A 24,724-nucleotide genomic window follows, 5' to 3' on the forward strand; every position below is an offset into this window, starting at 1 on the left:
TAACTATGGCAACTTTTTTTCTTATTATTATTTATTTAGCATTTATTAGCTTGGGATTGCCGGATTCATTGCTTGGCTCCGCTTGGCCAGTGATGAGAATGGACTTAAATGCTTCATTAGGTACTGCTGGAATTCTTTCGATGGTTATTGCAGTAGGGACAATTGTTTCCAGTTTAATGAGTGGTGTTATCCTTAAACGTTTTGGTACAGGGAAAGTGACTCTTATTAGCTGTATCATGACTGCTGTAGCGTTGCTTGGTTTTGCATGGTCACCTTCGTTAGTCTGGTTAATTATTGCTGCAATTCCACTTGGTTTAGGTGCGGGATCTGTAGATGCCGGATTAAATAGTTATGTGGCTACGCACTATAAAGCCCATCATATGAGTTGGTTACACTGCTTCTGGGGAGTGGGCGCCACGCTGGGTCCTATTATTATGGGCTCTTTTATCTCTGGAGAAGGTCTATGGCGGCAAGGTTATCTTACGGTTGCTTACATACAATTGAGCTTAGTTATTATTCTATTCGTTACACTGCCTTTATGGGATAGAGTGGCTGGGAGTAATAACCACCCGAATGCTGAAAGTGATCCTGATTTTAGTCATCCGGAGCTAGAGCATGCCGCAGAAAACACAAAACCATGGAAATTAAGAGGGGTAAAGCTAGCAATGTTAACCTTTTTATTTTATTCTGCCATCGAAACGAGTATGGGGTTATGGGGGAGCAGCTTTCTTGTAAACATTAAAGACATTCCTGCATCAACTGCAGCGACATGGGTATCGTTTTTTTATCTAGGGATTACCTTTGGTAGAATGGTGACGGGTTTCATTACTTTTAAAATGAGTAATAAACAGCTAATTCGATATGGTCAGCTCATTGCTTTAATCGGTACGGTGCTGTTAGTATTGCCGCTTCCAACTATAGTTTCACTTGTAGGATTTATGATTATAGGTTTAGGGTTAGCCCCCATTTTTCCGTGTATGCTACATGAAACCCCTGTACGATTCGGGAAGAAACATGCTCAGTCGATTATGGGCTTTCAGATGGCAACAGCTTATACCGGCACCACGCTGATGCCGCCTTTTATCGGCTTATTAGCTTCGAAATTCACGCTGGGTATTTTTCCTGCGATGATCGTTTTTTTCGCCATCGTTATGCTCTTGTGTACAGAAAAGCTTAATCAATACTCAGCAAAAGTAAATGTCGGTTAAATTTGAATTGAATATATTACGGACTAACCCTTCATATATATAGCTATAGGATGGGGGAGCTGTAAATGTGGTTGTTAATTATTATAGGTGTTGGATGTCTCTCCGGTTTTATATTGTTTAGAAAGAATATATTGGCCGCTGATCACGAACATTTTCAAGGACCGGAGAAATTGTCCATCATCATCCCCGCAAGAAATGAAGAATATAATTTGCGTTTTCTGCTCGACTCTCTCCAGCTCCAAACCGTTACTCCCTATGAAATTATTGTTGTGGATGACTTCTCGGAGGATCGGACCAAGGAAATTGCCGAAAGCTATGGAGTTAAGGTTATTGCGAACAGTAGTCTCCCTGAGGGATGGACGGGCAAGAGCTGGGCAGTATGGAATGGGTATTTACAAGCCTCGGGCGATATTTTTGCTTTTCTGGATGCAGATATCCGGTTAAAGCCTAACGCTCTGGCCTCATTATTAAAAGCAAGGGAGCTATCGAAAGGTGTCATTTCGGTAGTTCCTTTTCATCATACAGAAAAGCTATTTGAGAAACTTGCCTTAATCATGAATATGCTGGGGATCCTCACATTCACCTCTGTTTTTGAAAAGAATAACGCCAAAAAAGGATTATACGGTTCGTGTATTCTAGCTTTAAGGCAGGATTACGAAAAAGTTAATGGCCATCAAAGCATTAGATCTGAAGTGCTGGATGATTTGTCTTTAGGAGAGAAGTTTATCGCGGCAGGTGTTCCCATTAGAAATTTTATCGGGTATGGCTTAGTATCTTTTCGTATGTATCCGAAGGGGATAAAAAGTGAAATTGAAGGCTTCAGTAAAGGGGCTGTCTTAAGCACCTCAACGTTAAGCCCGCGGACGATTATTCCAATTGCACTTTGGGTGGTCGGGCTCATCATCTCAGAAACCGTGTTTATTTTTGCGAATACTTCCTGGGGATTGCCGTTACTCATTGGTTATCTCCTTTATATGTTCCAGCTCTTTTATTTTATTAAATATGTAGGGGGTTTTGGCATCGTCATTCCAGTATTTCACGTGGTTGCTACTCTTTTCTTTATCCTGATTATGCTTTATTCGATATATCAGGTCGTTTTTCTGAGGCATGTAAGCTGGAAAGGAAGGCATATCCAGGTGGGAGGCCATAGGGACTAATGATCATATTGTGGGTCGCGGGTTTATTCTTGTCGGGATCTCTTATGTTTTCCTATTGGCTTGGGCTGGCGCGTAAAAAGAATTTAAAGGTCATAGGCGACGGTAATCCGGGGGCTTTGAATCTATGGAAGTCATCTGGCTATAAATTCGGAATTTTTGGGGTATTGTTGGATTTTTTAAAAGGGTATCTGCCTCTTTTATGGGTAATGGAAAGTCATTATAGTCAGGGTTATTTCATTATTCCGCTGGCCTTAGCTCCTATTGCCGGTCATGCCTTCTCTCCATTTCTTAAAGGAAAAGGAGGGAAGGCGATCGCCGTAACCTTTGGGGTATGGAGTGCGTTGACAGGATTCAAAGCCTCTTTAGCGTTAGCAGTCATCCTGGCAGTGTTGAAAGTGCTCGGCAGCGGGTACAAAAGCAGAGGAAATTCACCTGTCTCGGATGGTGTGCAAGTGGTTATCGGAATGCTGCTCCTTTTTGTCTATTTGTGCATCAGTAAGTGGTCTGCTCCTATCCTGTGGGTATGGCTTGGGAGCTTTGTGATCCTTGTGTATACACACAGGTTAGAATGGATTACATGGGTGAAGGAATATTTAAAAAGGGAGCGGAGGCATTGAAGTTACTTTTATCTCGTTTAGGTTAAAAAACAGGTTTCCAGCGATTAATTTCGGGGAAGCCTGTTTTTTTCGGTTATATAAGATGCGTTATCTTTAAACAGAAGATTTTATAATGGCTAAAGTTGGTGCATTTTAGTATCTTTAATTATAAATGCTTTCAATTTAGAAAGTTACAGAGATAGGGTTATGAACTAAAGGGGGGCTTGTGATGAAGATCGGCGGCAGACTAAGAAATGGAGGCACATGGTTCACCCATCTGATTTTTTCATTCACATTATTAGCCGTTGTTTTAATCGGACTTGTGGGCAGTTATCTGTATGTTCAGGCTAATCGCTTAATGGTGGATGAGATTGCCAGAGACAGTAAGCAACGACTGATGACTTCAAGTGATTTTGTGGAGAATACGCTGCTGCAAAAATACGAAAATAGTATCCGCAACCGGGCAGTGTCTACCTTGTCGTTAGAGAATCAATCTATGCTGAATTATTTACTGGACAGTGAATGGGAAGGTAATACGAGCAGAATATTAGCTTTTCGCAAGGATCTCGAAATTTTCAAGCTTACTAATGAAGGCGTTTACAAAATATCCACATACTTCGAGAAAGGAAATTATATCATCGATAACAGCCAGTTTTATTCGAAGCTGGACAATTCTCCAGATGCTTCCTTCTTGAAAACTTCAGTGGCACCAGCCTTAAACCGCTGGACTTATAGAACGTTATCGGATGAAGAAGAGGTATTGACTTACGCAATCGCCCTTCCCTATGGTGCTTTATCAAAAACATCAACCGGCACTATGTATATTGACGTTAGCTTAGAATACATCAATAAAATGATTTCCAGCACGATGAGCTCGCCGATGGAAAAGCTGTATGCTTTTGATGAAAAGGGCAGCCCTATTATCCATACGGGCTCGAACGTCGAAGAGGGGCTTAAGACTGCTAAGCAATGGATGGAGTCAGCGGGGAATAATAAGGAAATTCATTATAATAAACGAGACAAATATGTGTTGTCTTTTAAAAATGACCAAACCTCGAATAATCAATGGAAATACGTATTAATACGGCCTATGAATTCATTTGTATCCTCATCAAAGCAGCTGAAGAGTCAAATATTTGTCAGCTGTATCCTGGTATTGTTAATTGGGCTTCTATTCGCTTATTTGATATCCAAACGTGTATATGTTCCGATGAAGAAGCTTGTAAACAATGTTCGCAGCTTTTATCATCCAGGCACCGTAAACTATTCGCAAAATGAGTTCGCTATTATTGGTAGTACAATCTCAAAGCTAGGTCAAAAAATTGAAACCTTAGAATCCAAAGCTAAAGTGAATGAACTAAAAAATCTGGTATTAGGTGCAGGCGTTGGCTCGGATTACTACGATTATTTACCTTTGCAATGCCATTACATGACTAGCTATATTCGTATAACCAAGGGAGATTGCGAGGAATTCAGGGCTTTTTATGAACAGCATGCTGCCTATAGCTTTTATAAATTCGTCAGCTTAAATACCCAGGAAGCGGCGCTTATCTATTTCAGTGAGTTGAATAAGGATCACGATGAGCTGGAGCTTTTATTATTGAAGGAGCTGGAGCTTATAAAAAATGGGTTACCCGAGCAACTACACTTTGGAGCGGCGCTTGGATCGAAGGTTCAGGCACCTGAAGAAATCCCCTTTTCGTATCAAAATGCCTTACATGCCTATCGATATCGGTTTATCTATGGTTCGGAAGCTATTGTGCTGTATTCACATATCCCGCTTAACGATGTTACGCCACACTTATTCTCTTTTGATCTTTATAAAAATGCATTAAAGGCAGGCAATGACGTTACGATGAACAGGTTTATGGATGATTTCCAGAGGGTCATGGAGAAAGGTGATGTCCAATTGGAGACGGTTGAGTTAGGCCTGCTTCAGTTGGTTACGGTCCTGTATCAGACCATTATTGAGCTTGATCTGCAACAAATCGTTTCGCCTTCCAGTCTGTTCGATGAGTTCAAAAAGGAGACGTTGGCCGAAACACTTGATTCCATTCGTGATTTATCAGCACAAATTACAGCTTATATTCAAGAGTCAGGTAATCACGCACATACAGAGATCATTCATAAATTAAAAATCTTTATCGATGATAATATTCAAGAGGATTTATCGCTAAATAAATTATCTGAGGTTGCTTCGTTGGCGCCATCGTATATTTCTACCTTGTTCGGAACCGTTATGAATGAATCATTCACTGAATATGTAACCCGAGTGCGGTTGGAGAAGGCGGCTGATTTATTAAGAGAAAAAAAGCAGCTGTCCGTGGCTGAGATTTCTGCTCAGGTGGGTTATCGTAACCCGCAATATTTTCACAACAAATTCAAAACACGTTACGGAGTTACACCGGTCCAGTATAGGAATGCAGGCAATGCAAACCATTCGAGCCATTCAAGTGCATAATTCTCCAATCCATGTGGAAAAGGCAATCGTCTCGCGATTGTCTTTTCTTTTGTTTGAAAAATTATAGCCCCAATACGAAGATAATTTACTGATTTTAATGAATTTACAATAGAAAAAGCGCTTACAATGCCCTAACGTAAGGGGTGTTCAGACACAGTCTTAACGCAAAATCGTATTCGGAAGGAGAAAACAACTATGAACCCGGCAAGCACTGCTGGCATTCAAAAACAGGGAGAGAATCTTAAGCCGAAAGTCTCGAGGTGGACACATACTTGGCGCCAATACAAAAAAAACAAATATTTATTCTTATTACTAGCTCCCGTGATCATCTGGTATACCGTATTTGCTTATGGCCCGATGTATGGCATTCAACTGGCTTTTAAAGATTATTTTATTCGTGATGGAATTTGGGGAAGTCCTTGGGTCGGCTTTAAGCATTTCGAATATTTGTTCACAGCTTCACCCGACTTTTGGAAAATTATTAAGAACACGCTTATTATCAGTTTTTACCATATCATCTTTGGTTTTCCTGCACCGATTATATTGGCGCTGTTATTTAACGAACTTAGGTTTTCCTTCTTCAAGAAGGTTGCACAGACGATATCCTATTTACCCCATTTTTTATCCTGGATCGTTATTGGGGGGATATTGATCACTCTGTTATCTCCGAATTCGGGTGTGGTCAATTATATTATTCAGTGGCTCGGCTTTGATCCCATTTACTTTTTAGGCAGCGAGAAATATTTCCGCTTTACGCTCGTTATGTCAGGAATATGGAAGGAAATCGGCTGGGGAACGATTATATACTTAGCTGCATTAGCAAGCATCGATTCCCAAATGTACGAAGCTGCAGTTCTGGACGGTGCTAATCGCTGGAAACAAACGTTATTTATCACCATTCCTTCGATCCTGCCGGTGATTGCTATTTTGCTTATTCTTCGGGTAGGGAGTGTGCTGGATGCTGGCTTCGATCAAGTCTTAACACTTTATTCACCAGCTGTTTATGGGGTGGCGGATACGTTAGATACTTATGTGTACCGGATAGGTCTGCAAAACTTTCAGTTCAGTCTCACGACAGCTGTAGGATTATTTAAAAATGTGGTGGGGCTTATCCTGGTGTTATTTGCTAACTTCATAACGAAAAAAATGGGGCAGGAAGGTCTTTATTAATGAAGGTATGTAAGGAAGGAGTAACTACAATTGAAGCTATCCACTGGTGAAAAAGTATTCCAAGTCTTTCTAATCCTATTTGTAATCGTTCTTTGTATTACGATGATTTATCCCTTCTTGCATGTGCTCTCTATATCATTTAGCACACCTGCGGAAGCCCTTCGGCCGGGAATTCATTTCTATCCTAAAGAAGTTTCCTTCTTTGCTTGGAAGCGTGTACTGACAACAGATACAGTCTGGCAAACGATGGGGAATACGGTTTTTCGCACAGTTGTAGGAACGGCTCTCACACTGGTGTTTCTGTCACTGGGAGCATATCCGCTGTCTCGCAAATATTTGCCGCACCGGGGATTTTATACAATGTTCATTGTCGTAACAATGTTTTTTGGCGGTGGGCTTATCCCTACCTATCTGCTAATCAAAAGTCTGGGACTTATAAATTCGTTATGGGTTTATATTGTCCCCGGCCTGCTCAGCACGTTTAATCTTCTGCTCCTGCGAAATTTCTTTATGGGTATACCGGAGGAACTGGAGGATTCAGCTAAAATAGATGGGGCTAATGATATGCGGATCTTATTTACGATTGTTATTCCGCTGTCGAAGCCTGTTCTAGCAACATTAGCCCTATGGACTGCAGTAGGGCACTGGAACGCTTGGTTTGATGCAATGTTATATATGCAGGATCAATCAAAGATTGTACTGCAGCTCTTCTTAAGACGGCTTGTTATTTCAGCCGAAGGAGATCCGATGTTACCACTTCCTACCAATGAGCAGGCTCCTGAAATGGTCAAAGCGGCGATTATTATGTTTACAGCGCTGCCTATATTAATGATCTATCCATTCCTGCAACGTTTCTTCGTCAAAGGAATCATGGTTGGATCACTTAAGGGTTAGAAGGCTCAGAACGGTTTAAACAGTCCGCTATATCCGCGAGCTGTCTAAATATATAGATGAACTAGAAAAGGGAGGAAATAAAAGAATATGAGGCATACATCCAAGAAATGGTTGGAAATTGCTGCGATAGCCCTATCGGCTTCACTTGTCATGAGTGGTTGCGGCGGGAATGCGGCGAATAATAACACTAACGAAACGAAGCCGACGAACCAAGGTCAAGGGGGAACATCAGCAGCTGAAGCTCCGATTGAAATTATTTGGGCGAACAACTTTAATACGCCAGAAGAAGACGGTAACTATGTGCAAACCGAGCTTGAGAAGAAATTTAATGTAACAATCAAAAATATTAAATTGGAACGTGGAACTTGGAAAGAACAATTTTCGGTGCTTCTAGCTTCTGGAGATATTCCTGATATCTTTCCGGTCGATGCAAACGAAACGGATATGGTGCAATGGGCAGATCAAGGGATTATTGCGACGATTGATAAGGCTGAAATTGAATCCCTGATGCCGAAATATGCAGCAGCATTGGATTCGGTTGATTCCGGGGCATGGGGCGTAGGCTTATACAACGAAAAGAACTGGGGGATCCCGAAAATTTGGCCAGGTGGTCTTGATGGATTTATTCCGGGCTATAATGAAGCCTGGCTAAAAAATATTGGCTACTCAGAACCACCCAAGACACTGGAAGAGCTTGAGGATGTACTCACCAAATTTGTTAATGAAGATCCGGACAAAAATGGGAAAAAGGATACTTACGGTTTAATCGGCCGCGGCAAGCTTCCAGAGCAATTGTTCACAAGTGTCTTCTCAGCATTTGCTGTTTCCCCTTATCAGTTCAAAAAGGATGCTTCCGGGAACGTTATTTATGGAGGCATTACAGAAGAGACGCGATCAGCTTTGGCGTTATTGAGCAAATGGTACAAAGCAGGTCTGATTGATCCTGAATTCATAACTAGTGATAATAACGAAATCAATATTAAATTTGCTGACCAAAAAGTGGGTATGGTGGATAACGGGAAGTGGGGCAATTTTTATAAAGAATCTGGGTTTGTCGCAAAACCTGGTCTAGAGAAAGGTCAAATATTCGTGCCTGGCAAGCCGTTTACAGCTCCAGATGGCGTTGCTTATTCTTTCGCGTATGGTGCAAGACAGGCGCCAGTATTGTTTGGTGTTCAACTCGAAAAGGATGAGAAGAAACGTCATAAGATTATGGAAATTCTCGAATATGTGTCTACGGATTCCGAAGGTTTTCTGCTGACAGGTTTCGGTCAATTGGGGGTGAGCTATGATATGGAAGGGGACCTTGCCATTCCAAAAGCGGATGAAGAGGTTAGTGCTCCGAAGATGGGAGCGGGCAATTTCTATAATCCACTTAGCTCCACAGACACTTCAATGGAAAAACATACGGTAAAACAAGAATTGCTGGATTTGAGAGACAAGATCACTCCAGGTGTCACACCATTGCTTGATGTACTAGGCCCAGCGGTATTGACCAGCAAACCTAAGTATTGGGGCAATCTGAAGACGTTGCAAGATACGTTTGTTATCAAGGCGATTACAGGAGAAGCGAACACGGGGAAAGATTTTGATAATTTCAAGGATAGCTGGCTAAAAGCTGGAGGTCAGGAAGTAACGGATGAGGTAAATAAAGTGCTGGCAGATCGTAAATAGCAGCGGGTCCGCTGATTAGTACTGGATGATAGGCTGGAGCAAAAGCTTGCTCCAGCCTATTTATTAAACCCTTAAGTGAGTTGATTCTAAGATAACGGAGGTAGAAATGAGCGAATTAATTATTTATGAGCAGCCGAATGAAGCCCTGGGGAAAGACGATTTTACAGTGAGTGTACGAGAGCCTGGTGGGGTATGGCAATCTCTTTTTGTTTTTGAAGCAAAGGTGGATATGCATCAGGTTCGGTCGACATCGATGGTTTATTTTGATATGGAAGGCACGGTGGAGATCTCTGTTCATTGTAAAAAACAACAGATTGAACAAGCGGTTATTCGCCCTTTGGCCTCCCAAATCTCCTTTCAAATCGAAGAGAATACCCTTTTGTTCACATTGGAGCAGCCGTGTAAGCTTTCCATTGAAATCAATGGAGAACGTTTTAGTAACTTGCATCTTTTTGCCAACCCCTTGGAGACAGCCCCACCTAAACTTGACGCTGATAATGTAGTGCTTGTCCAACCAGGAATACATCAATTTGCGGCTATCGCAGAACAAGTTCAGCGTTTGTCAGAAAGGGCTAATGGGGAGCGTCAGACGATATATTTTATGCCCGGGCTTCATCAATTCGAGAATCCAATGCTGCATATCCCTTCTGGGACCACCGTTTATATTGCTGGAGGCGCGATCCTTTGCGGATCCATAATGATTGACCATGCTGAGAATGTTGTTGTTCGCGGCAGAGGTGTTCTGTATTTGGCGGATATGGAGAAAACCACTTATTTAAGAGGCGTTCAAATCCAGCATTCTGAACAGATTGAGATCGAAGGGATCATCACGCTTGATCCTCCGCATTACAGTATATATATCGGAGCGTCTAAGCATATTCGCATTCATAACTTCAAAGCTTTTAGTACACGCGGCTGGTGTGATGGAATTGATATGATGGCTAGCTCAAATGTGGATATTAAAGATGTGTTCTTGAGAACTTCTGATGATTGCATTGCCATTTACGGCAGCCGTGGAGAGTATTATGGAGACTCACGCCATATCACGATTAAAGATTCCATACTCTGGGCGGACGTTGCTCATGCCATGCATGTCGGTATTCATGGTGATCACCAACATAATGGCGATTTTATAGAAAATATTTGGTTTGAAAATATCGATGTGCTTGAGCATCACGAGCCGCAGGAAAATTATTGGGGGGTTATGGCAATCTGTGCAGGGGACAACAATACCGTTCGTAAGGTTACTTTCAAAAATATCCGGGTGGAGATTTCGAACTAGGTCAGCTGTTTGATGTCCGCGTGGTGTGGAATAAAACCTATAATCCGGTGCCAGGACGCTGTATCGAAAATATAGAGTTTAGCGATATCACCTACAATGGGAAGAATACCAATCCTTCCGGTATATTCGGCTATGACGAGGAAAGAGGTGTGAAGGACATTTATTTTTATAATCTCCAGATTAATGGAGAGGTTATTGTCGACCTGAATAACAAACATTTTGTAGTGAATGAATTTGCCAGCGGTATTTATTTGCATTAAATCAGAGGATGTAAATGAATGGAGGAGAACAATGAATTCATTTAAACAGCTACTCTTTGGAAAATCGCTTAAACGTATTTTTAGGATCACAGTTTCCTTAAGTTTGTTGGTAACGCTAGTGCCTTTATCGGCAGAAGGAGCCGCAGCAGAATCGACAGAGCTGTCGATAATTACGGATTACCAACCTGCCATTAATGAGGTTATAGATGAAAGCGGATTCAAACATCCGGGTGTTGGCCTGACCAAGGATATTCTTGAGAATATTAGGACACAGGTACGGGCGCAAAAAGAACCCTGGATCACTTATTACAATCAGATGCTCCTGTCTCCGGCGGCTTCGAGGACGGTCACTTCTAATAATCAAAGTGGTGCGGATCCGTTGAAACCAGCGAGCGATGCTTTTAATAGCCAAGGCTTTAATTCAAGATTTATAGCGGATGGGTTGAAGGCTTATACACAAGCTCTATTGTATGTAATATCGGGTGATGAGGTTTACAGAGCTAATGCCATGCATATTATCCGGATTTGGTCACAGATGGACCCTGAGAAATACGTGTATTTTAATGATGCACATATTCATACAGGAATTCCGCTTAATCGAATGGTTACTGCGGCGGAAATCTTAAGGTACACAAGTACTCAAACTGAAGAGCTGAAATGGACGGAACAAGATGTCGCTGATTTTACGAATAATCTTATTAATCCGGTTATTGAAACATTCCAACACACAAATGATCGTTTTATGAACCAGCATCTTTATCCGCTGCTTGGAGCTATGTCAGGTTATATTTTTACAGGAAATAAAGATAGATACAATGAGGGAGTTGAATGGTTTACCGTCAATAAAACCGCTGTCGATCAGGGGCAAAATGGTGCGATAAAAGCTTTATTCAGATGGGTTGACACAAATATTGTAACAGGGGAAAAAGTTAACCCTCCCGTAGTTCAGCATGTTGAAATGGGCAGAGATCAGGCGCATGGCGCTGGGGATATAACGAATGTAGAGATTTTATCACGTTTATTATTGGCTCAGGAAACAAAGGTTCATCCGGTAGAGGGTACTGTTTCTAGTGCGCCAAATGCGGTGGGGCCGTATGAATTTTTAGATCAACGGATTTTAAAAGCTGCCAACTACTTTGCGCAGTATATGATTGGACATGATACACCATGGATTCCAGTGGCGGCACATACAGATGTAAATGGAAACCCAACGATTATCTATAAACACTTGGCTGGCGGTTACAGGGGGAGAATTGGCGGTAATGTCTATGACCTTTATTATTATTATAAATATACAGCTGGAATAAATATGGAGGTTGAAGCTCCTTATTTTAGCGAGATGTTTGCTAAGCGATTGCCTTTCTATTGGGAGTCTCCGGATGGAGGCGGGGATTATTGGCTGTACATTCCTAAAGAAGCTGAGGGCGAGGGTACGCTCAATTTGCCGAAGGTGATAACGAATCCAGATTTGAGAGAATTAGAAGACCGGTATACGAAGCTTGATGGTCACTCCACCACAAAACAAGAAGGAGACACTACTTACGTTGAAATTACCGCAACAGATGAGGGCAGTAAAATTGCTTTTGTGGGTGCAAGCAGTGGTGAACGAACCATTGCTTTTAAGATTCGGACTAATGGCATAGCAACCATGGAGGTGTTTGGCGATACCGTTACGCTGCCTGATACTAAGGGGCAATGGAGGTATATCCAGTATGCGTTCAATGAGTTCCAAGGCTTCAGCGATCTTGTCTATTTTAATGTAAAAGGAAATGGGACAACAGTCGATTTTGACCATATTAATTTAAAAGCTGGGGCACAGCTTACCCCTCCAGTATTTACATCAGGAAAAGCACCAGTATCTTTATTTACCTATGAGGGATCTACAGCTGCAATTCAATTTGATTTCTCTGCGACAGATGCAGGTGCAACGGATGTTGTTGCCTATCAAGCGGATCAATTACCTGAGGGCGCACTGTTCAATGAAACTTCAGGTGTTTTCTCTTGGTCTGGAGCACATGCGGGAACGTACTCCTTTGTAGTGAGTGCCTCAGACGGAACTTCGGTTACAACCAAGGATGTTACTGTTGTAGTAGCGAATGATCGGCATTCTGCCGTCACCGCTGTCATTTCTCCTTATCATGCTGATGTGTCTTACATTTCGGCAACGTTAGCTCACTATAAGCAAGTGCACGCTGAGGTAATAGATGTAATTACTAATGCCACTGATGAGGTCTTCTATCAGAAGTTATTAGACCTGAATCTTGCAGTGCAAAGTCTTAAAGAATTGACGCCATTAATGAAAGATGGAAGTGTTAATTTTACGAATATGTTTGTTAGCTCAACCTTTGGTAATGCAGTCCCGAACCTGCTGGACAACACAAATGATAGTTTTGTGGGGTATTATACAGCGCAGGATCGGGCGCATTACATGGATTTAGGACCGGATTTTCAAATATCAGCAGAAAGCTTTGAGCTTCAGGTAAGAGCTAGTTTTCCGGAGAGAATTGGCGGCGTTGCAATGTTCGGATCGAATGATAAAGAAAATTGGACCCGCTTAACCCCCGGTTTGACAACAGTTACTGAAGATATGCAGAGACTAGAGGTTCAAGCAGGCCTGGAGCATGAAAAATTCCGATTTTTGAAAATGGAAATGATAAAGCCTTCGAGTACTATGCTGGAAATTGGTGAATTTAGAATCTTTGGCCAGCGGTATGAGACAGTAAATCAATTAGAGTCCGTGTCCATTCACTCAGATCAAAGCTTAAAAAATCGGATTATTCCAGGGGATACGATTCAATTATCCTTTAAGTCTACAGAAATGATCCATAATGTCACGGCCAATATACAGGGTCAACCTGTTGCAGTCAGTTCTGTGGACAATATCAACTGGACAGCTAAGCTTGTGGTGAATGAAAATGTTCCATCAGGTACTGTGAAATTTAAAATCAATTATAAAACGGCAGCTGTAGAGGATGCTGTAGAGACTATTTTTACAACAGATGGTTCTACTTTATTCATTGCAGATCAGACAGGGCTTGTCGCTAATGTGCTTGAGATAGCAAATCTAATCGATTCCAGTGGAAGGAATCCGGCTGATCTTTTGGCAACAGCAAAAGTTTTATTTGATAATAATTTAGGTTCTATCACGGATTTTCGTTTAAATGGCAGTGGTTATGGTGCATATCTAACCTTTGACTTTAAAGAAGGCGGCCAGGCATTGCTGTCTAGGGTAGAAGTAATCGGAAGGCAAGATAATTATGCGGGCAGAATTAATGGAACAGTGGTGCAAGGCTCCAACGATAATGTGACGTGGACTTCGATCTCTAATGCAGCCGGGAATACGCCGGAATGGCAGACGCTGACGATTAACAGCACAGAACCCTATCGTTATATCCGCATCACCAATGGAAACAACTGGTATGGAAACATGGCTGAACTACGTTTGTATGGTGATGTTAAAATCAATTCAAAGCTTGATGCGGTATCCATTAGCTCCGACCAAAGTATCCAGAAACGAATTGTGTCTGGGAACACGGTGAAATTGTCTTTTAAAGCAAGCGATGCAATTAACCAAGTGAATGTCAATATTCAGGGTCAAGTCGCAACCATTGCTACTGTCGATAAGATCAATTGGACGGCTGAAGCGGTCATGGGCAATAACGTACAACCTGGGCCTGTGAACTTTAGTATTAAATACAAGTCAAAGGAGGGAATCGAGGGGCCGGAAAAAACATCAACTACAGATGGTTCATCTCTGTACATTCCCGATGAGACCGAGTTGATTAGTAATGTGCTTGCGATTACTAATTTAAGTGATTCCAGTGGGAGAACACCAACTGATCTCAGGAATGTTGCGGGATTATTATTCGATGGAAATGCAGGCTCAATTACGGATTTTCGGGTAAATGGCAGTGGATATGGAGGATTTATAACGTTTGATTTTAAAGAAGGGAATAGGGTTCAGCTGTTCAAGGCAGAGGTGCTTTCCAGGCAAGATAATTATTTTACACGAATCAATGGGACTGTGGTTCAGGGTTCGAATGATAATACAAGCTGGACGACAATCTCCTCTCCTGCAGGAAAAACGATGGATTGGCAGACCTTAAGTATTAGTAACGCAGAAGCCTATCGTTATATCCGTATCTATAATAGTAGTAATTGGTTTGGAAACATGGCAGAATTACGCTTTTATGGTGTAGTGAAAGGGGCAGATCATACAGCTCCGGTGACAATGGATGATGCACCACAAGGTTGGACCAACAAGGATACGTTGGTAACCTTCACAGCTACAGATGCGGGCTCTGGTGTTGCGGCAACCTATTTCACTGTAAACGATGGCGAGCAGCAAACCGGGAATTCAGTTATTTTGTCCAATGAAGGAACACATAAGTTAGTTTATTGGAGCGTTGATAGAGAGGGTAATGTGGAACAGCCGCAGAAGACAGCTGTGGTGAAGATTGATCGGACCGCACCACAGGTGGTAATTAACGGAGAGATTTCCTATACCATAGAGCAGACATTAAACATCACCTGTAGTGCAGCTGATACTGTATCAGGCATCACTTATTCGCCATGTGATTCAACGCTCGCAGATGTTAAAGCGTATACGCTGGAAGCGGGAACTCATAGTGTAACTGCGAAAGCCGAGGATGCGGCGGGCAATGTCGGGTTGGCAAAACATTCGTATAGTGTATATGCGACATTTGACAGCTTGTCGGCATTAACCAAAAATTTTGCAGCTGAGACAGATGCTCCAGATTTAGAAAATGTAACCAATTCACTTAAGCAGCAGCTGGCTAACGCCAAAGAAAAAGCTCAGCAGCATGCTGGCGCAGAAGTTCACAGCTTGCTGGAAGCTTTTAATAGTGAAGTGATCCTCCAGAGTAATCAGGTATTCACTTCTGAGCAGGCAGAGGTTCTAGTCCGTTGGTCACAATGGCTCCAGAATACAACTCCGCTTGCTGGTGGAGCCCCTGGAAAGCCAGTGTTATCTGACAATAATGGGCACGACACCGGGCTTCGAGATGGCAGATATACCGTCACCATGAATCTTTGGTGGGGGAACAACGGTACCGAATTTAAGCTCTATGAAAACGATGTGCTGATCAGTAACCAGATGCTGACGGACAGCTCACCGAATGCGCAAGCCATGAGTACGGATATTGTGGGCAAATCAAATGGAACCTACACGTACACGTGCGAGCTGGTCAACAGCTTCGGTTCGACAACCTGCGATCCGCTTATCCTTACTGTTACCGATGCAACACCGGGTAAGCCTATAGTATCCCACGACAACTGGAGCGGGGATGGAACTTATGACGTTATGATGAATATGTGGTGGGGAACCAATGGTACTGAGTACCGTTTGTATGAGAATGGAGAAGTGATCGACACCCAGACACTAAACACGGCTACCCCTGCGGCTCAGATGACAGTTACGAAACTTAAAGATAAAGCACCAGGTGTATATGAATATTACGCAGTATTAGTCAATGCATCAGGCGAGACATCTAGTGAGAAAATCACAGTAACTGTCAAGCCAAGAAACTGATCATAGAGCTGATGAAATAGGAAGGCCCTTTCTTCGGGATGACCGAGGGAGGGGCTTTTTTAGAGGGATTGAGACGTTGAATAACGAACGGAGAATTAGGGAATTCTGTAAATTGACATAACACCTATAGGTGTTATAATCAAAAATGAACCCAAAAGGTGTTATATTAATTGAATGCTGGAGGCTATTTATTATGCAAACTCAAGAACCCTTACAAGAAATTCGTCAAACGATTTTACTAGATGCGCCAATAGAAAAGGTTTGGAAAGCTGTTGCCACGGCAGAAGGAATGGCAGCCTGGTGGATGCCTAGTACATTCGAGCCTGTTGTTGGGCATGAATTCATCCTGCATGCTGGACAATTCGGAGATTCTCCTTGTAAAGTAACCGAAGTTGATCCTCCGAATCGTGTTGGTTTTAATTGGGGGAAGGATTGGCATCTTGCTTTTGAACTGAAAGAAATCGAAGGGAAAACTGAATTTACCTTGATTCATTCTGGATGGGACCCTGAAAAAGTTACTGAATTTGGACAACCACATCCAATCGTACGCGGCTTTATGAACAGCGGCTGGGAAAAAATCGTCCAAGAAAAACTTCCTGCTTATATCGAGGCTTAATATGCCGGTTGCTGAAGCAGGACATGATGTATTTCAGGCGATAGCAGATCCTACCCGCCGCAGTCTGCTAAAGCTGCTCGCTAATAAGGAAATGTCTATAGCATCTATTACGGATTGCTACCCGATCAGCCGAACCGCTGTTAATAAGCATTTACAGGTATTGTCCGATGCGCAGCTTGTTAGCAGTCAGAAAGTCGGACGGGAGACCCGGTATAAGCTTCAGCCAGAACCTTTGCTGGAGCTGCAAGATTGGCTTGCCTTTTTTGAAGGTTATTGGGCTAATAAATTGTTTGCGCTTAAAGAATATGTTGAGGCTGACTCAGAGGAGAAGTAATAAACCGGGAGGCGTGAGATCGCGCTCCCCGGTTTTTTGTGTTGTTTAAATTCAGTTTATAAAAGGGAGTTACCATCACAATACAAACTAAAACGTTGGAGGAATTGTAATGGTAAATGAACGCAAAAAAATAATTGAGCCCAACCCTGGAGATTGGGCCGTCGAAGCGCGTGGGCTCGTCAAAACGTTTGGTGACAATCGCGCAGTTGATGAAGTAAATCTAAACGTTAAGGCAGGCACAATTTACGGTGTTCTTGGTCCCAATGGGGCTGGAAAGACGACGGTAATTCGGATGCTGGCAACGTTACTTCGTCCGGATGCGGGGTCGGCGCGAATCTTCGGGCATGATGTGGTAAAGGAGTCGCAGATTGTTCGGCAATTGATAGGGGTTACGGGACAATATGCTTCTGTGGATGAGTCACTTAGTGCTACAGAGAATCTGATTATCTTTTCACGTCTTTTAGGGTTAGGGCGGGTAGAGGCGCGGCAAAAGGCAGCGGAGTTGTTAGAAGAGTTTGGTCTGACGGAGGCGGCGAAACGGCCACTTCGAAATTTCTCTGGCGGTATGCGCCGACGTCTGGATCTTGCAGCGAGTCTGATTGCCCAGCCTCCGCTTATCTTTTTGGATGAACCAACAACAGGCCTGGACCCACGGACACGTTCGCAAATGTGGGATACCATTCGTCGGTTGGTGAACACAGGATCAACAGTGCTGTTAACTACACAGTATCTTGAAGAAGCCGATCAGCTGGCAGATCGCATTGCAGTTATTGATCATGGCCATGTCGTTGCAGAAGGCACCGTGGATGAGCTAAAAGCTTCAGTGGGCACCACCTCGCTGCACTTAAAAGTCCAAAATCTTAAAGATATCGCTCAAGCGCGCCGGATTGTGGAACATGTGCTGCATATCCAGTCTATTGTGCCGAATGAGGCTGGGAAAATTACTGCACCGATGGCGAACGCTGATTTAGTCACTGATTTGCTTATTGCACTCCGCGAAGCGGGGATTCCACTTGCGGAGATGAGTGTGCAGAAACCGACGCTTGATGAAGTGTTTTTGACGATCACTGGCCATGGAGTTACGGATGAGGCGTCCCAAGCGTCACAAGAATCAATTAATAAGGAGGCAGCAAGAGCATGAGTATGAGAACTTCTACTATTAGTCCAGGTGCGACCCGACAATTGAAAAACCATACGAGCTTCAAACAATCTGTTCGTAACTCGTTAACGATGGCATATCGCGGGATATTGAAAATCCGTCGCACACCCGAGCAATTGTTCGACGTAACGCTGCAGCCAATTATTTTCACACTAATGTTTACTTATATTTTTGGTGGAGCCATATCAGGAGATGTAGTGAGCTATTTGCCCGTTATTATTCCTGGTATTCTAGTGCAGACTGTAATCACGACCTCCATCGTCACTGGGGTCCAACTGCGGGAAGACATGGATAAAGGGGTGTTTGACCGCTTTAAGTCATTGCCGATTGCCCGAATAGCCCCATTAGCCGGAGCTTTGTTGGCAGATACAATTCGATATACGATCGCAACTGTGCTTACTTTTGTCATGGGCTATATTATGGGTTACCGACCTGATGGCGGTCTGGAGCATGTCGCAATTGCTGCGCTTTTGGTTATCGTCTGCTCCTGGTCGATTAGCTGGATTTTCGCTTTCTTTGGTGTGATTGCCCGAACCGCTTCCAGCGTACAAGGGATATCAATGATTGTGCTGTTCCCACTCACTTTTCTATCCAACGCCTTCGTGCCTGTAGATACGATGCCTAACTGGCTGCAATGGTTTGTCAAAGTAAATCCAATCTCGCATCTTGTGTCAGCTGTCCGGCAGCTTGCTAACTCTGGAACCGTAGGCTGGGATTTCGCTATCTCACTTATCGGAGCCGCTGTGATTGTTGCGATTTTTGCACCTATTACTGTGCGTGCATATATGCGCCGGACATAATTAGAGATGAAGAAACGGCAGAAATGCCGTTTTTTTGTGTTTTTTATTATGTTGAAAAAGCCGTGATCAAAGGATATCCCAAGATTACGGCTTAAATTTGTTGAGGAGGGACTTGCAAAGAGGCTTTTTAGAATTACTTATCTTTTTTAAAGAAGGTATGAATTAAATTGGAGACCGATCTATCATACAATATTTTAGCAGTTTCCTCATTTTGAATATGTCCACCCAAATGCAGATGAATGACGCCATGCAATGACGCCCATACCAGGTTAACAACAAGGAGAGGGTCTTTCTCATTAATAAACCCTTGTTCGATCGCTTCTGTAATAAGGGCTATCACTTGTTGTAGTGCCGTAAAGATAGCATGTAAGCTTTCCTCCTCCGGTTTGAATTCACTAAAGGCCCCTCCGAACATAACCATATAATAGCTGGTATGATTCCGTGAGAAATCCCAATAAGCTTGTCCAAGCTCGCGAAGATATAAATTTAGATTATCTTGTTTTGGAACCGCTTGAAAGGCAGCAGCTAATAATTTACACCCTTGCAAAAAAAGCTCCTTCGCTAAACCTTCCTTGTTTCCAAACAAGTTATAAATGATCTTTGTGGGACATTCCATTTTTTCAGCAACCTTGCGAATAGTTACACCTTCGGGTCCGGATTCATGCATGATGGCCGCAGCGGCTTCGATAATGTTCAGTCTTAATGTTTCCGCATGCTGTTGTTTTGCTTTTGGGTAGGTTGTAACAGATTGAGCATCTATAGAAGATATTTCGGACGATTTTTGCATGTAGTTTCACTTCCTTAGAACTTTACTTTAGCTTTTTAGATAGCCGTTATTTCTAAACCTTATTTTACTGATGTAGAAGAGAAATAGCCAATAATTAAATGTGTAGAACTTTATTTGACAACGCAACCTCACTTGGATACAATGATTCATATTGAAACAGTGTTTCTAGATGGTCATTAAAGGGAGAGATGATAGCAATGATTACAATTCAAAATAAATGGGCGTTGATTACCGGAGCTTCTTCGGGTATAGGTGAAGCGTTTGCTCGAGAACTTGCAGCCAAAGGAAGTCACTTAATTTTAGTCGCCCGTTCTGAAGATAAATTGATTGCTTTAGCGGGAAAATTACAACGAGAATTTCAAATTCAAGCGGAGGTTCTAGTTGCTGATTTATCTCAAGAAGGTTCCCCTGACAGGCTCTATCAACAATGTGTAGAACGTGGCTTGAACGTTGATATTCTTATTAATAATGCAGGTTTTGCTACGCATGGGCTTTTTGAACAACTATCTGGTTCGAGACAACATGAAGAAGTGATGCTAAATGTATTGGCGGTTGTAGATCTGACCCATTTGTTTTTGCCAGAGATGTTAAAAAGAAAAAGCGGAGTGATTATAAACGTTGCATCAACAGCAGCATTTCAACCTCTTCCTAATATGGCTGTATATGGAGCGACAAAAGCTTTTGTATTATCATTTACACAAGCGCTATGGGAGGAAAATCGGAAACGGGGCGTACAATTTCTTGCGTTATGTCCGGGGTCTACGGAAACAGAATTTTTTAATGTCGTGGGAGCCGATGAAGCTTCGGTAGGGAAACGAGACACGCCAGAAAATGTCGTTCAAGTGGCTCTTCGGTCGCTTCAGGCAAAAAAAGTGTTTGCTGTCCCAGGATTTACAAACTATATTTCAGCTCAAATGTCACGTTTTTTCACACGTAAACAAATGCTTTATTTTGTTGGACGGATGCTCCGTACGCGACATTAATGGGTCAACGTATTCAAGCTGGTGTATTCCTTAGCAATGATTAACTATTTTAATTATAAAAAAACAACAAAACAGCGGTTCTCCCCAATATGGGAGAACCGCTGTTTTGTGTTTTGACTTGCTGACTTTGACTCCGTTCGCTTGAATTTACATCAACATCACTAACATCACCAACACCAACACCAACACCAACAACAACATCAACGTCAACGTCACCATCAACATCACCATCAACGTCAACGTCAACATCAACGTCACCATCAACATCAACATCACCAACATCATCAACATCTACAACAACAACATCAACAAAATTACCAATCGACTTCTAAATCACATCGCCGACTCATAATTGTCCACTGTGGTACGGACCCCAATGGTGTTATTAGTATGTTTTTCGCAGTTCCAGCGTAGTTTCGGACTCCAGTGCAGTTATTCCCTAGAAAGGGTTCTAAATATGATGTTTTGTGCGCCAATAGGTGCATTGAGGTCCGATAGGATCAGAAAAGTGGGGAATTTCTGCGAATAAGGTCAACTGAGTCCGATAGTACCTCGTCCGCCAAAGTAAGGGGAGGTAAACACCCCCGTCCTCGCAAACAACCTACTAGTAAACACCATCGACGTTGCAAACACACTACTGGCATGAACCTTCGTACACGTAACTCCGTATTGGAAGCTACGTCATGCGCAGAAAGCAATTGGATTTAATCAAAGAAGGTTCGGTCCTAAAATTATTTTGGCCTATTTTTCCATCAACTACTTCATCTGTCGTAGTAATTATGTTATACTGCAACTACTACGACAGATGAAGTAATCATGGGGGGATATTCTTGATCAGCAGTGATGTTATACGCGGCTACAATGATACGATGATCCTCTACATGCTGCTGGACGGGGAATCTTACGGGTACGAGATTTCCAAAAATATCAGGCAGTTAACGCAGGAGAAATATGTCATGAAGGAGACAACGTTATATTCTGCCTTCACCCGACTGGAGAAAAACGGATATATAGAATCCTTTTATCTGGATGAGAGTCTTGGCAAGCGGCGTACGTATTACCGGATTACCTCGTTGGGTCTCGCCTATTACCGAGAAAAATGTGAGGAATGGAAGGTTACGCAGCAAGTTGTAAACCAATTTATCAAGGAGTGGTGATAGAGCATGGAGACGATCATAGTATATCTGGATAATATGTTTGCGGGTCTGCCAAAGACTCAGGAACTGGAACATCTGAAGCAAGAGCTGCTATCCGGGATGGAGGAGAAGTACCTAGAGCTGAAGCTTGCTGGCAAGTCGGAGAATGAGGCGATTGGTATCGTCATATCGGAATTCGGCAATATTGAAGAGCTGACAGCGGAGCTTGGCATCGATCCAGTTGCGCCGGAACAGGCTATTCCGGTGCTGACGGAAGAAGAGGTTTACGCTTATGCGGCGGCCAGACGAAGCGCTGGATTATGGACGGGTATCGGCGTTTTTCTCTGCGCATGCGGAGTGGCGTTTTTGATCACCCTGGATACAATATTTGAAAATAAGGCTGTTATGAGTGATAAAGGTTCTATGCTGGGGCTGGTCGGAATGTTCGTGCTGGTCGCTATCGCGGTCGGGATGTTTATACACAGCGGAATGAAGCTTGATCGCTTTAAGAGTCTGGAGCAAGGTTTTCAGCTGCCTTACGCTCTAAAGATGGCGCTCTCAACGGAGCCAAAGTCTTTATGCTCCGACTTACCGTCTTTCTCTGATTACAGGAGTCTGCCTGTGTGTGCTGTCGCCGGCTTTTATCTTCACCACTAGCTATGTCAACGATGACTATGCTCCCTATGGAGTCGCTGCTTTTCTGTTTATTGCGGCTGTAGCGGTGTTTCTGTTCATCTATTACGGGAATATCCAGGGTACTTATACGAAGTTGCTGGAGGAGCCGAATATCATTGCAGAGAAGCAGGAAGAGAACCGATTTGTTGGAGTTGTTGGGGCTGTGTTATGGCCTTTGGCGACGGCGATTTTTCTGTTCACGGGTTTTGTCTGTGGGCGCTGGGACATCAATTGGGCAGTATTCCCAATTGCGGGTATCCTGTCCGGCATGTTAAGCAATGTTAATCATGTTCTGAACCGTAAAGATATCTCCTGATGGTGTTGACTACACTTGTACATTCCTGAACTAGATAGATTATATGTAAGGTATTCTACCAGTAGATTTGGCTGGAGAATACCTTTTTTTGTTGGATTTTAACAGGTGAGCTAAATGAGCTCTTTAATATTTTGACATTTAAATTTTAAGTACGGACTTGGACATATGTTGAGAGAAAGAGAATATGAATATACAACAATAATCTTGTTAAAGAGGCGACAATACATTAACTAGTTAGGAGAAATGATCGATGGAATTCGAACTGGGCAGCATTTTGAAACTAGTAAAACGTAGGCTGCTGTTCATTATTGTATTATGTATCGCTGCAGTCGGGCTCGCTGGTAGTGTTAGCTATTACGTTTTACAGCCGAAATACGAAGCGACAGCTTCTATACTTATTCAAGGGGACAGGCAGCAGAAAGCAATTAATGACATTATGGCCGGACAAAAGCTGGTCACTACTTACGGGGAGATCATTCGAAGCAGCAGGATAGCGGAAGAGGTCGTCAGAAAGCTGCAGCTAAAAATGACAGCAGAAGAGTTACTCAAAAATGTTAAGACAAGAACCAATAGCGAGTCACTCGTAACAACGGTAATTGTGACTGATTCAAAAGCTCAACGGGCAACAGATATCGCGAATGGCTTCGGAGAGGCCTTTAATGCGAATATTCAATCGATTATGGGAGTGGAGAATGTTGTATTTCTCGACCGTGCCAAGGTTCCTTCTGATCCTGTCTCACCTAAGCCCGTCTTCAATATGGCTGTTGCCTTCGGATTGGCGCTGATTACCGGGATTGCAATCTCTATCCTCCGGGAATTGATGGAGAAACCCGTGAGAAGTGCCAAAGATATTCAGCTTGATTTGCAGCTTCCGCTTCTGGGAACCGTGGGCAAATTAAAGCCACGCAAACGGCGGAATAAAGCGAAAACCAAATCAGCAGAAGGAGCCATCAGTTATGAAGAAGAAAACGCCAAAATTATATTGCCTGGAACAACCGAAGTCATCTAGCGGAGATCAATTCCGAAGCATACGCTCCAATATTCGTTATACCCGCGTTGGTGGAGAGATCCGCTCTTTATTAGTCACAAGCTCGCTTCCGGATGAAGGAAAATCAACGGTAGCCATAAACCTGGCGATTGCCATGGCGGAAGCTGGTAAGACAGTTCTACTCATTGATGGGGATCTACGTACGCCAACGGTGCATAAGGCATTTGATCTGCCTAATTGGATCGGGCTTAGCAGTATCTTAGTGGATCATACCCGCTTAGAGGATTGCATTATTTCTATTGAGGAAGCAGAAGGTTTGTCTGTATTGACCTCTGGTCCGATTTCACCAAATCCCGCTGAATTACTAGGCTCTGAAGGAATGAAGCGATTGTTTGCAGAGCTGAGCGTGCGTTTTGATACGATTGTTATCGACTCATCCTCTGTATTAATGCCATTTTCGGATGCCCTTATTTTGGCAACGATGACTGAGAGGGTATTGCTAGTTGTGAAATCCGGAAAAGTGCTCTTAAAGCACACGAGTTCTGCCAAGCACTTGCTAGAGCAGCAGGGAGCACATTTGCTGGGAGCCGTATTGAATTATCGGAAAAAGAGCAGGCGTTCCAAGATTCGTGGTGAAGATTTTGCCGAGTGGGCCTCTTCTTCTGGAATGGTCTGAC

21 protein-coding genes are annotated in these 24,724 nt (G+C 42.9%); 20 read left to right on the top strand and 1 reads right to left on the bottom strand.

Translation table 11 applies throughout. The annotated features are described in order from the left end of the window. Positions 1 to 5 precede the first annotated feature (5 nt). From MKY63_RS23375 to MKY63_RS23440, 14 genes are all read left to right on the top strand, one after another. Positions 6 to 1,208, top strand: a complete 1,203-nt coding sequence (locus MKY63_RS23375; RefSeq protein ID WP_111504491.1) for an MFS transporter — start codon at positions 6 to 8, stop codon at positions 1,206 to 1,208. 65 nt (positions 1,209 to 1,273) lie between these two features. After that, positions 1,274 to 2,365 (top strand): glycosyltransferase family 2 protein, encoded by a 1,092-nt coding sequence (locus MKY63_RS23380; RefSeq protein ID WP_339809899.1) that lies wholly within the window; start codon positions 1,274 to 1,276, stop codon positions 2,363 to 2,365. Next, positions 2,365 to 2,982 (top strand): glycerol-3-phosphate acyltransferase, encoded by a 618-nt coding sequence (locus MKY63_RS23385; protein ID WP_339809900.1) that lies wholly within the window; start codon positions 2,365 to 2,367, stop codon positions 2,980 to 2,982. Before MKY63_RS23380 ends, MKY63_RS23385 begins: the two co-directional genes overlap by 1 nt. A 208-nt stretch (positions 2,983 to 3,190) precedes the next feature. After that, positions 3,191 to 5,422, top strand: a complete 2,232-nt coding sequence (locus tag MKY63_RS23390; RefSeq protein ID WP_339809901.1) for a helix-turn-helix domain-containing protein — start codon at positions 3,191 to 3,193, stop codon at positions 5,420 to 5,422. A 195-nt stretch (positions 5,423 to 5,617) separates the two neighbouring features. After that, positions 5,618 to 6,592 carry an ABC transporter permease subunit gene (locus MKY63_RS23395; protein WP_036688267.1) on the top strand — a complete coding sequence of 325 codons (975 nt, stop codon included), beginning with the start codon at positions 5,618 to 5,620 and terminating at the stop codon, positions 6,590 to 6,592. Between the two features lie 30 nt (positions 6,593 to 6,622). After that, entirely contained in the window at positions 6,623 to 7,486 is an 864-nt protein-coding gene (locus MKY63_RS23400; protein WP_076146465.1) for a carbohydrate ABC transporter permease, read from the top strand. 87 nt (positions 7,487 to 7,573) lie between these two features. Then, the gene (locus MKY63_RS23405) at positions 7,574 to 9,160 is read left to right on the top strand and encodes an extracellular solute-binding protein (protein WP_339809905.1); all 1,587 of its coding nucleotides are present in this window, start codon (positions 7,574 to 7,576) and stop codon (positions 9,158 to 9,160) included. A gap of 106 nt (positions 9,161 to 9,266) precedes the next feature. Further along, the gene (locus MKY63_RS23410) at positions 9,267 to 10,442 is read left to right on the top strand and encodes a glycosyl hydrolase family 28 protein (protein ID WP_339809907.1); all 1,176 of its coding nucleotides are present in this window, start codon (positions 9,267 to 9,269) and stop codon (positions 10,440 to 10,442) included. A 23-nt stretch (positions 10,443 to 10,465) separates the two neighbouring features. Beyond that, positions 10,466 to 10,702, top strand: a complete 237-nt coding sequence (locus MKY63_RS23415) for a hypothetical protein (protein WP_339809908.1) — start codon at positions 10,466 to 10,468, stop codon at positions 10,700 to 10,702. 31 nt (positions 10,703 to 10,733) lie between these two features. Beyond that, a complete protein-coding gene (locus MKY63_RS23420; protein ID WP_339809909.1) occupies positions 10,734 to 16,253 on the top strand; it encodes a discoidin domain-containing protein in 5,520 nt (1,839 codons plus the stop codon). A gap of 193 nt (positions 16,254 to 16,446) precedes the next feature. Further along, complete coding sequence (locus MKY63_RS23425) at positions 16,447 to 16,869, top strand: SRPBCC domain-containing protein (protein WP_036688260.1); 423 nt, start codon at positions 16,447 to 16,449, stop codon at positions 16,867 to 16,869. Between the two features lies 1 nt (position 16,870). Continuing rightward, positions 16,871 to 17,203 (top strand): metalloregulator ArsR/SmtB family transcription factor, encoded by a 333-nt coding sequence (locus MKY63_RS23430; protein WP_036688259.1) that lies wholly within the window; start codon positions 16,871 to 16,873, stop codon positions 17,201 to 17,203. Positions 17,204 to 17,312: 109 nt separating this feature from the next. Next, positions 17,313 to 18,344, top strand: coding sequence for an ATP-binding cassette domain-containing protein (locus tag MKY63_RS23435; protein ID WP_076098950.1), 1,032 nt, complete (start codon positions 17,313 to 17,315; stop codon positions 18,342 to 18,344). Positions 18,345 to 18,346: 2 nt separating this feature from the next. Next, positions 18,347 to 19,162 (top strand): ABC transporter permease, encoded by an 816-nt coding sequence (locus MKY63_RS23440; protein WP_036689061.1) that lies wholly within the window; start codon positions 18,347 to 18,349, stop codon positions 19,160 to 19,162. A gap of 133 nt (positions 19,163 to 19,295) precedes the next feature. Here MKY63_RS23440 and MKY63_RS23445 read toward each other — a convergent pair whose 3' ends face one another. Further along, positions 19,296 to 19,949, bottom strand: coding sequence for a TetR/AcrR family transcriptional regulator (locus MKY63_RS23445; RefSeq protein WP_036688255.1), 654 nt, complete (start codon positions 19,947 to 19,949; stop codon positions 19,296 to 19,298). Positions 19,950 to 20,146: 197 nt separating this feature from the next. On the opposite strand from MKY63_RS23445, the gene MKY63_RS23450 reads away from it, so the two are divergent. From MKY63_RS23450 to MKY63_RS23475, 6 genes are all read left to right on the top strand, one after another. Continuing rightward, entirely contained in the window at positions 20,147 to 20,932 is a 786-nt protein-coding gene (locus MKY63_RS23450) for an SDR family oxidoreductase (protein WP_339809911.1), read from the top strand. Between the two features lie 830 nt (positions 20,933 to 21,762). Then, positions 21,763 to 22,089, top strand: coding sequence for a PadR family transcriptional regulator (locus MKY63_RS23455; RefSeq protein ID WP_036688249.1), 327 nt, complete (start codon positions 21,763 to 21,765; stop codon positions 22,087 to 22,089). A gap of 6 nt (positions 22,090 to 22,095) precedes the next feature. Further along, the gene (locus tag MKY63_RS23460) at positions 22,096 to 22,725 is read left to right on the top strand and encodes a permease prefix domain 1-containing protein (protein WP_339809913.1); all 630 of its coding nucleotides are present in this window, start codon (positions 22,096 to 22,098) and stop codon (positions 22,723 to 22,725) included. Next, positions 22,694 to 23,059 carry a hypothetical protein gene (locus MKY63_RS23465; protein ID WP_339809915.1) on the top strand — a complete coding sequence of 122 codons (366 nt, stop codon included), beginning with the start codon at positions 22,694 to 22,696 and terminating at the stop codon, positions 23,057 to 23,059. The genes MKY63_RS23460 and MKY63_RS23465 overlap by 32 nt, the downstream gene beginning before the upstream one ends. Positions 23,060 to 23,309: 250 nt before the next feature. Beyond that, positions 23,310 to 24,068 carry a Wzz/FepE/Etk N-terminal domain-containing protein gene (locus tag MKY63_RS23470; protein WP_076098952.1) on the top strand — a complete coding sequence of 253 codons (759 nt, stop codon included), beginning with the start codon at positions 23,310 to 23,312 and terminating at the stop codon, positions 24,066 to 24,068. Further along, positions 24,016 to 24,723: a CpsD/CapB family tyrosine-protein kinase gene (locus MKY63_RS23475; RefSeq protein ID WP_339809917.1), complete on the top strand. Its 708-nt coding sequence runs from the start codon at positions 24,016 to 24,018 to the stop codon at positions 24,721 to 24,723. Before MKY63_RS23470 ends, MKY63_RS23475 begins: the two co-directional genes overlap by 53 nt. The last annotated feature ends 1 nt before the right edge of the window (position 24,724 follow it).

Origin of the sequence: Paenibacillus sp. FSL R7-0189 (assembly GCF_037969925.1) — a bacterium.
GTDB classification, from domain to species: Bacteria; Bacillota; Bacilli; order Paenibacillales; family Paenibacillaceae; genus Paenibacillus_AQ; species Paenibacillus_AQ odorifer.